This is a genomic window from Acetobacter pasteurianus subsp. pasteurianus LMG 1262 = NBRC 106471, assembly GCF_000285275.1.
Taxonomy (GTDB): Bacteria; Pseudomonadota; Alphaproteobacteria; order Acetobacterales; family Acetobacteraceae; genus Acetobacter; species Acetobacter pasteurianus.
Map to the genome: position 1 here is coordinate 102,419 of NZ_CADO01000004.1, position 7,550 is coordinate 109,968.

The window sequence follows — 7,550 nt, forward strand, 5'->3', positions numbered from 1 at the left end:
GTGGCAACGGGAGCTTGAAAATGAAGGTACGTGTAACCGTCATGCTGAAGGACGGTGTTCTGGATCCGCAGGGCAAGGCTATTAGCCACGCATTGCAGACACTCGGCTTTGACGGCGTACAGGATGTGCGCGTGGGCAAGGTGATTGAGCTGGATCTCCCCGGCGCGAAAGCCGAGGAAGCCCAGAAAAAGGCCGATGCCATGGCGCGTGATCTGCTGGCCAATCTGGTAATTGAAGATTACTCTGTAGAGGTGGTGGAATGAAGCGCACCCTCCTTGTAACTCTGGCCTTGGCATGCGCGGCACCGGGCTTTGCCCATGCCCAGCGCATTGCGCCTATGAAGGCAGGCAACTTTGCCCGCCTTTGCACGCGCGCTACTAGTGCTGGCATTTGCGATGCCTATATTGGCGGCCTGACGGATGGTGTCTCTCTTTCCAAGATCAATGATCGGAACGAGGGTGATCCATCTGCACCTGCAGGTTTTTGTGTACCTACCACAGAAACCATGCCCGTTATGCGTTCCAAGGTTCTCGCCTGGCTGAAAGCGCATTCTGAAACACTGGACAAGCCGGTTGGTGAAAGCGTTTTTGCCGCCCTGCATGCCTCTTATCCGTGCAGTGTGAAAAAATGAAAGCAGCAATTATCGTATTCCCCGGCACGAACCGGGAGCGCGATATGGCCATTGCCCTCAAGCGCGTTACAGGGCAGGCCCCGCGCATGATCTGGCACCATGAAACAGATCTGGGAGATACCGATCTGGTCGTGCTGCCTGGTGGTTTTAGCTATGGCGATTATCTGCGCTGTGGTGCCATGGCCGCGCATTCTCCCATCATGGGGGCTATCAAAGCCTTTGCCCAGAAGGGCGGCCATGTTTTGGGTGTGTGTAATGGTTTCCAGATTTTAACGGAAACGGGGCTTCTGCCCGGTGCACTGTTGCGCAATGCTAACCTGCGCTTCCTCTCTCAAGATTGCTACCTGAAGGTGGAAGCAGAAAACACGCCTTTCACTCACAAGTGGAAAAAGGGGGATGTTTTCCGCACCCCGCTGGCCCATGGTGATGGCAATTACACGGCAGATATCGCCACGCTGGAGCGGCTTGAAGGCGAAGGCCTTGTGGCGTTCCGCTATGCCGATGCCAAAGGCAACGTGCAGGCGGATGATGCCGCCAGCAACCCCAATGGTAGCGTTAACAGCATTGCGGGCATTCTCAGCGAAAACAAACGCATTTGCGGCATGATGCCTCATCCGGAAGATCTGGTTGATCCTCTGATGGGCGGTGAAGATGGTCTGCCGTTGTTCCAAGGTCTGGTGGAGGCTGTAGTCCGGTGAATAAGCCTGTAACCGTTGATGAATCCCTTGCCCGTGAATTCGGGCTGACATCCGAGGAATACGGCCGTGTGCTGTCCATTATGGGCCGCACCCCCAGCCTGACAGAGCTGGGCGTGTTCTCTGTGATGTGGTCGGAACACTGCTCCTATAAATCTTCCCGCAAGTGGCTGCGCACGCTGCCAACCAAGGCACCATGGGTTATTCATGGTCCCGGTGAAAATGCTGGCGTGGTGGATATTGGGCAGGGCTATGCTGCCATCTTCAAGATGGAAAGCCATAACCACCCATCCTTTATCGAGCCCTATCAGGGTGCGGCCACGGGTGTTGGTGGTATTCTGCGCGATGTGTTCACCATGGGCGCACGCCCCATTGCCAACCTGAACGCCCTGCGTTTTGGTAGCCCGGAAAACCCGGTTACCCGTCGCGTTATTGATGGCGTGGTGCGTGGCATTGGGGGCTATGGCAACTGCGTTGGCGTGCCGACTGTAGGCGGGGAAATTAACTTCCACCCGGCTTATGATGGCAACCCGCTGGTCAATGCCATGACGGTTGGTTTGGCCCGTAAGGACCGCATCTTCCTGTCCGCAGCGGCAGGTGTTGGCAACCCGGTTGTTTACGTGGGCTCCCGCACAGGGCGCGATGGTATTCATGGTGCCACCATGTCTTCCGCCGAGTTTGATGAAGATGCACTTTCCAAGCGCCCCACGGTGCAGGTGGGTGACCCCTTCATTGAAAAGCTGCTGATTGAAGCCTGTCTGGAGCTGATGGCAACAGATGCCATTGTGGCCATTCAGGACATGGGCGCGGCTGGCCTGACATCCTCTTCCGTGGAAATGGCAGGCAAGGGCGGTGTAGGTATCGAGCTTGATCTGGATGCCGTGCCACAGCGTGAGCCGAACATGACGGCTTATGAAATGATGCTGTCTGAAAGCCAGGAACGCATGCTGATGGTGCTGCGCCCTGACCGGACAGACGTGGCCCGCAAGATCTTTGAAAAATGGGAACTGGATTTTGCCATTATCGGGCATCTGACAGATACCGGCCACATTGTAGTCAAGCACAAAGGGCAGTTGGAAGCCGATATTCCGCTAGACCCATTGGCAGAACAGGCCCCCATTTACGATCGTCCTGCAACACCACCCAAGGCACCGGCTCCGCTGGAAGGCGTGCATGCACCGCTTTCTTTGGATGCCACGTTGCTCAAGCTTGTGGGTTCGCCAGATCTGGCCTCCCGCGCATGGGTATGGAACCAGTATGACAGCACCGTAGGAGGGCAGACAGTCCGCCGTCCGGGTGCTGCGGATGCGGCTATTGTGAAGGTGGAAGATACAGACATCGGTCTGGCCATCACCACAGATTGCACCCCGCGTTACTGTCAGGCAGACCCCAAAACGGGTGGCGCACAGGCTGTTGCCGAGGCATGGCGTAACCTTACAGCCACCGGCGCCCGCCCGCTGGCCGTAACGGATAACCTGAACTTCGCCAACCCGGAAAAACCCGAGATCATGGGCCAGTTTGTGGCTGCGGTTGAAGGGATGGGGGAAGCCTGTTCAGCGCTGGATTTCCCGGTCGTGAGCGGCAACGTGTCTCTTTATAACGAAACACGAAACCCCGATGGCTCCACCACCGCCATTCTGCCCACACCTGCTATTGGTGCATTGGGCGTTCTGGATGATGTGAACAAGGCTGTTGGCCTTGGCATGCAGCCGGAATCTGAGGTGGTGCTGATTGGTGAAACCAAGGGCGAACTTGGCCAGACCATCTGGCTGCGTGAAATTCTTGGTCAGGAAGCAGGTGCGCCGCCGCCGGTCGATCTGGCTGCTGAAAAACGCAATGGTGACTTTGTGCGCAGCGCCATTCTGGATGGCACCATTACCGCATGCCATGACATTGCTGATGGTGGCATTATGGTTGCCGCCGCAGAAATGGTGATGGCAAGCGGCATTGGGTGTGAACTGGAAAGCCCAGATTCCGGCATTCGGCCAGAAGCCTTCTGGTTTGGTGAAGATCAGGCCCGCTATCTGGCGTGTGTGGCAGACGGCAAAGCCCTTTGCGAGCGCGCTCAGGCTGCTGGTGTGCCAGCACGTATTATTGCCCGCTCAGGCGGAAATGATTTGATTCTGCCCAGCGGCGTCACCATATCCGCAGCACGCCTGAAAACGGCCCATGAAGCGTTTTTCCCGACGCTGATGGGCAACTAACAAAACAAGCGGGAAGGAAGCAGACCGATGGCAATGTCCGCCACAGAACTCGAAACCTATATCCGGCAGGCTTTTCCGGATGCCCAGATCAAGATTGATGATCTGGCAGGGGATGGTGATCATTATGCCTGTTCCGTGGTGAGCGAAGCCTTCCGGGGCCTTTCACGCGTGCGGCAGCATCAGCTTGTCTATCAGGCCCTGCAGGGCCACATGGGCGGCAAGCTGCATGCGCTGGCGCTTACAACTTCTGCTCCCTAATCACTTAGCTTTAAGGATATCAGACCATGACAGATACAGCACAGCAGCGCATCAAGCAGGACATTGAAGCCAACCCCGTGATGCTGTTCATGAAAGGGGATGCCGATTTCCCTCAGTGCGGTTTTTCTGCGCGCGTCGTGCAGATTCTCCAGCACCTTGGCGTGCCTTTCAAAACCGAAAACGTGCTGGCTGATCCGGCCATCCGTCAGGGCATTAAGGATTTCTCAAACTGGCCGACAATTCCTCAGCTTTACGTAAAAGGGGAATTCATTGGCGGGTGCGATATTGTCACCGAAATGTATCAGTCTGGTGAACTGCAGAACCTGTTCAAGGAAAAAAACATTCCTTGTAACGCTCCAGCCTGATTTTTGGGTTGTCAAGTGGGGGTGGGCCTGTATAGTCCCTAAAGAAAAGAGAAACAGGTTGGGATCAGATTAATGAAACGAGTTGCGGTTGTACGTGGCGCTCTTGCTCTTACAGCACTTGGCGTAGGGTTGGTCACCACTTCTTCCTCTGCTCGGGCAGAACGCATCATTTCTGATCTGGAAGCCAGCAAGCTGACTTTTGCGGCGCTTACAGCAGCGCCGCCACCGGTTGTGCATCATGTTCGCCATGTTGCTGTAGCCAAGTCTTCACACCGTGTTGTTCTGGCCGCAGCCCAGCATGACAAGGCCCATAGCATGGTGCGGCTTGTAAGCTACCATCCGGCGCATGCGGTTTCTGCACATAGTGTCAAACACCGCCACCGCACCTGATTTTTTCTCTTTTACATCCACGAATGTTTTAAAGGCGCTCCTGTTGCAGAAGCGCCTTTTTTACATTTGGCGGATAACATTCTCCAACCGTTCCATTCTGCCTGCATCATCAAACACAAACAGATCAAAACGCATTTCTTCATATTGCCAATAAGGGTGCTTTTGCAGCAGACATTCCGCCGCGCGGAACAAGCGCCGCTGTTGCGCTGGCTGTAAACTTACCAAGGCTTCTTCTATAGAACGCCGTTTTTTTACTTCCACAAAGCACAAAACTGCTGCTTTACTGGCCACAATATCAATTTCACCCCGATGGGTGCGGGCTCTGCGTAAAAGCACGGTCCATCCATCCTGCTCCAGCCAGTCGCAGGCTTGCTGTTCGGCAGCCACACCTTGCGTGTAAGCAACACTGCCGTTTCTTTGTTTCTGCAAAAATGCTGGCCCCTGTTTTGCAGCCACTTTGTTCGGTATCTTATAGCCCAGCCCATTTTGTGTGAGCATTTTACCTATCATGTTGCCAGACTTGTCCATTTCACCTTTTACGCTTGTGCTTACAGTTATCAGGTTTGTGCTGGTTGTTTCTGTCGGGTTGCACATTCTTCTTACAAAACGCAACACGGCATCTGCTATCGGGTGGATAGGCGCATGTGTTTTTATGCCGCTGCTGGGCACAACCCTTTATTTGATGTTTGGCATCAATCGCGTCACCCGCTTGGCCAAAAAGCTGGTTGGAGATCGCTCCCCCCGCCGGTTGGAAATAGACCAGCCTTCATCCTGGAACAGGGAATTAGAAGGCCAGTTTGCGCCATTAGCCCTTATGGTAGGCAAGCTAAGCAGTCGTGCTCTGGTCGGTGGTAATTCCATCATTCCATTGCATGATGGAGATGGCGCATACCCGCATATGCTGGATGCCATCGACAAGGCCAGCAAAAGCATTCTGCTGTGCTCTTATATTTTTAGAGATGACAAAGTTGGTGGCCTGTTTGCAGATAAACTGGTTGCCGCCCATAAACGTGGCGTGCAGGTGCGTGTGCTGGTTGATGGCATAGGTAGCGGCTATTTTCTTTCTCCCCTTTACCATCGGTTGCGGCGGGCAGGGGTGCCGTGTGCGCGCTTTATGCATTCTTTGCTGCCGTGGCGGATGCCTTTCATCAATTTGCGCGATCACCGTAAAATTCTGGTGGTAGATGGGCGTATTGGCTTTTTAGGCGGGCTGAATATTGCGGATGAAAACATGGTTTCCCGCAAACCCAAGCACCCGGTATCGGACACGCATTTTAAAGTGGAAGGCCCGGTGGTGCGCCAGTTGGCCGAGGCCGCCGCGTGGGATTGGTATTTTACCACGCAGGAACGCCTACATGGTGATCTGTATTTTCAGGAACACAAAAGCACGGGTGAATCGCTAGCACGTATTGTTACGGCTGGGCCGGATACGGATCTGGAAAAAATAGAATACACCATGTTGCAGGCCATTACGCTGGCCCGCAAAAACGTAAGGTTGATGACACCTTATTTTCTGCCGGGGCAACGCCTTATGTCCGAACTGGGGCTGGCGGCCCTTCGTGGTGTGCAGGTTGATCTTGTTATCCCCCACCAGAGCAATCATCTACCGCTGGATTGGGCATGTGCCGCCAATATTGCACCTTTGCTGAATGCTGGCGTGCGCGTCTGGTTGGCCAATCCACCCTTTAACCACTCCAAGTTAATGGTGGTCGATCGCGCATGGTCTTGTGTGGGAAGTTCCAATCTTGATATTCGCAGCCTCAGGCTGAATTTTGAAATCAATATGGAAATCTACGATACCGTATTGGCCGAAATGCTGGATGATTTTATCACCAAGCACCGCAACAAACGGCTCACACATTATGATCTGGATAACCGTAACAAGATCATCCAGATCCGGGATGCATTTGCCAGATTGTTCATGCCCTATCTGTAAAAATTACAGCCCGATCAAAGGCCGTAAAGTAACGGCGATAGGCCGATGATCCGAGGCAAAAACCGGCAGAACACGTGCGCTTAAACACTGCATGCCTTCCACCAGGCACCGATCAATTCTAATAGGCAGCAAATCCACCATCCGATGTGTGGGGGCCTTAGGCCCAACATCCTTAAAGCCCGGCACCAATGTTGGGCCCAACAGGTTGAAATCCCCCAAAATGGCACATGGGGGAGAAAGCAGGGTGGCCAAGCGCCGCAACTGCTTACGATTTAACATCTGCCCATGAGACAGATGCACATTGGCCAGGGAAAACTTCTCATACTCAATAATCTGGGCATGGCGCTTAAACAGCGGGCCAGAAGGAATGGTGCAGGCTCTGGGCGCACGTGCAAACGGAATACGGCTCCAACATGCCACCCCATGAATACGCCCCGGTTGCGGGTTACGCGCATAGTGGCCACCAATTACATCTGGCAGCACGTCTATTTCTACCGTGGCCTCCTGCATAAGCAGCACATCGGGCTTTTCAGCCTCGATAAGGGCGGCAATGTCATGCACGGTTGCCCCAGTGCGGCGCAGCAGGTTCCAGCTGATAACCCGCACGCCCTCCATATCGCAGGCAACAAAGGAATGGGCTGACTTGCGACGCGCAAACTCAACCAGCCGAGAGAGTGGACGCCTCATGATGTCAGAGTCCTTTTTTCATCCTGCGCAAGAGGTTGTGCGGCTTCATCCGCTGCAAATTCTGTTGTGAGTGTAAAGCCAATAGCCAGCAGAATTGGCCCCAGAAAAATACCTACGCCACCAAAAGCCAGAAGGCCGCCAATAACGCCCAGCACTGTCAGCAGATAGGGCAGCTTACTGCCGCGTGCAATAAACAGCGGGCGAATAAGATGATCTGCCCCCGAGATAATCAAAACACCATATAGCAGCAGTAAAATGCCTTTTCCCGGGTGGTGCATACCAAACAGCCATAGGGCAGCAGGTATCCATACCAACGGGGCACCTATGGGAAAAACCGCCAGAAACGCCGCCAGCACACCTAAAATAACGGCTTCTCCAACCCCC

General features: G+C 54.2%; 11 protein-coding genes. 8 read left to right on the plus strand and 3 right to left on the minus strand.

The window, feature by feature from the left end; translation table 11 throughout:
• The first annotated feature begins 20 nt into the window (after nt 1–20).
• From purS to APA10_RS01635, 7 genes are all read left to right on the plus strand, one after another.
• A complete protein-coding gene (purS, locus tag APA10_RS01605) occupies nt 21–263 on the plus strand; it encodes a phosphoribosylformylglycinamidine synthase subunit PurS (protein WP_003630619.1) in 243 nt (80 codons plus the stop codon).
• The gene (locus APA10_RS01610) at nt 260–631 is read left to right on the plus strand and encodes a Rap1a/Tai family immunity protein (protein WP_003630617.1); all 372 of its coding nucleotides are present in this window, start codon (nt 260–262) and stop codon (nt 629–631) included. The genes purS and APA10_RS01610 overlap by 4 nt, the downstream gene beginning before the upstream one ends.
• Nucleotides 628–1,329, plus strand: a complete 702-nt coding sequence (purQ, locus tag APA10_RS01615; protein ID WP_003630614.1) for a phosphoribosylformylglycinamidine synthase subunit PurQ — start codon at nt 628–630, stop codon at nt 1,327–1,329. Before APA10_RS01610 ends, purQ begins: the two co-directional genes overlap by 4 nt.
• A complete protein-coding gene (gene purL, locus APA10_RS01620) occupies nt 1,326–3,530 on the plus strand; it encodes a phosphoribosylformylglycinamidine synthase subunit PurL (RefSeq protein WP_003630613.1) in 2,205 nt (734 codons plus the stop codon). The genes purQ and purL overlap by 4 nt, the downstream gene beginning before the upstream one ends.
• Nucleotides 3,531–3,557: 27 nt before the next feature.
• Entirely contained in the window at nt 3,558–3,788 is a 231-nt protein-coding gene (locus tag APA10_RS01625; RefSeq protein WP_006115272.1) for a BolA/IbaG family iron-sulfur metabolism protein, read from the plus strand.
• 26 nt (nt 3,789–3,814) lie between these two features.
• Nucleotides 3,815–4,153, plus strand: coding sequence for a Grx4 family monothiol glutaredoxin (gene grxD, locus APA10_RS01630; protein WP_003630611.1), 339 nt, complete (start codon nt 3,815–3,817; stop codon nt 4,151–4,153).
• Between the two features lie 72 nt (nt 4,154–4,225).
• Nucleotides 4,226–4,543 (plus strand): hypothetical protein, encoded by a 318-nt coding sequence (locus APA10_RS01635; protein ID WP_003630610.1) that lies wholly within the window; start codon nt 4,226–4,228, stop codon nt 4,541–4,543.
• Between the two features lie 60 nt (nt 4,544–4,603).
• Here the strand turns inward: APA10_RS01635 and APA10_RS01640 are convergent, their stop codons facing one another.
• The gene (locus APA10_RS01640) at nt 4,604–5,053 is read right to left on the minus strand and encodes a YraN family protein (RefSeq protein ID WP_174714320.1); all 450 of its coding nucleotides are present in this window, start codon (nt 5,051–5,053) and stop codon (nt 4,604–4,606) included.
• Between APA10_RS01640 and cls the strand changes: the two genes are divergently transcribed.
• A complete protein-coding gene (cls, locus tag APA10_RS01645) occupies nt 5,052–6,479 on the plus strand; it encodes a cardiolipin synthase (RefSeq protein ID WP_004449139.1) in 1,428 nt (475 codons plus the stop codon). The genes APA10_RS01640 and cls overlap by 2 nt on opposite strands.
• A 3-nt stretch (nt 6,480–6,482) precedes the next feature.
• Here cls and APA10_RS01650 read toward each other — a convergent pair whose 3' ends face one another.
• Entirely contained in the window at nt 6,483–7,166 is a 684-nt protein-coding gene (locus APA10_RS01650; protein ID WP_003630606.1) for an endonuclease/exonuclease/phosphatase family protein, read from the minus strand.
• The coding region (locus tag APA10_RS01655) for an AI-2E family transporter (RefSeq protein ID WP_035367300.1) at nt 7,163–7,550 on the minus strand (388 nt) is incomplete at its 5' end. The genes APA10_RS01650 and APA10_RS01655, both read right to left, overlap by 4 nt.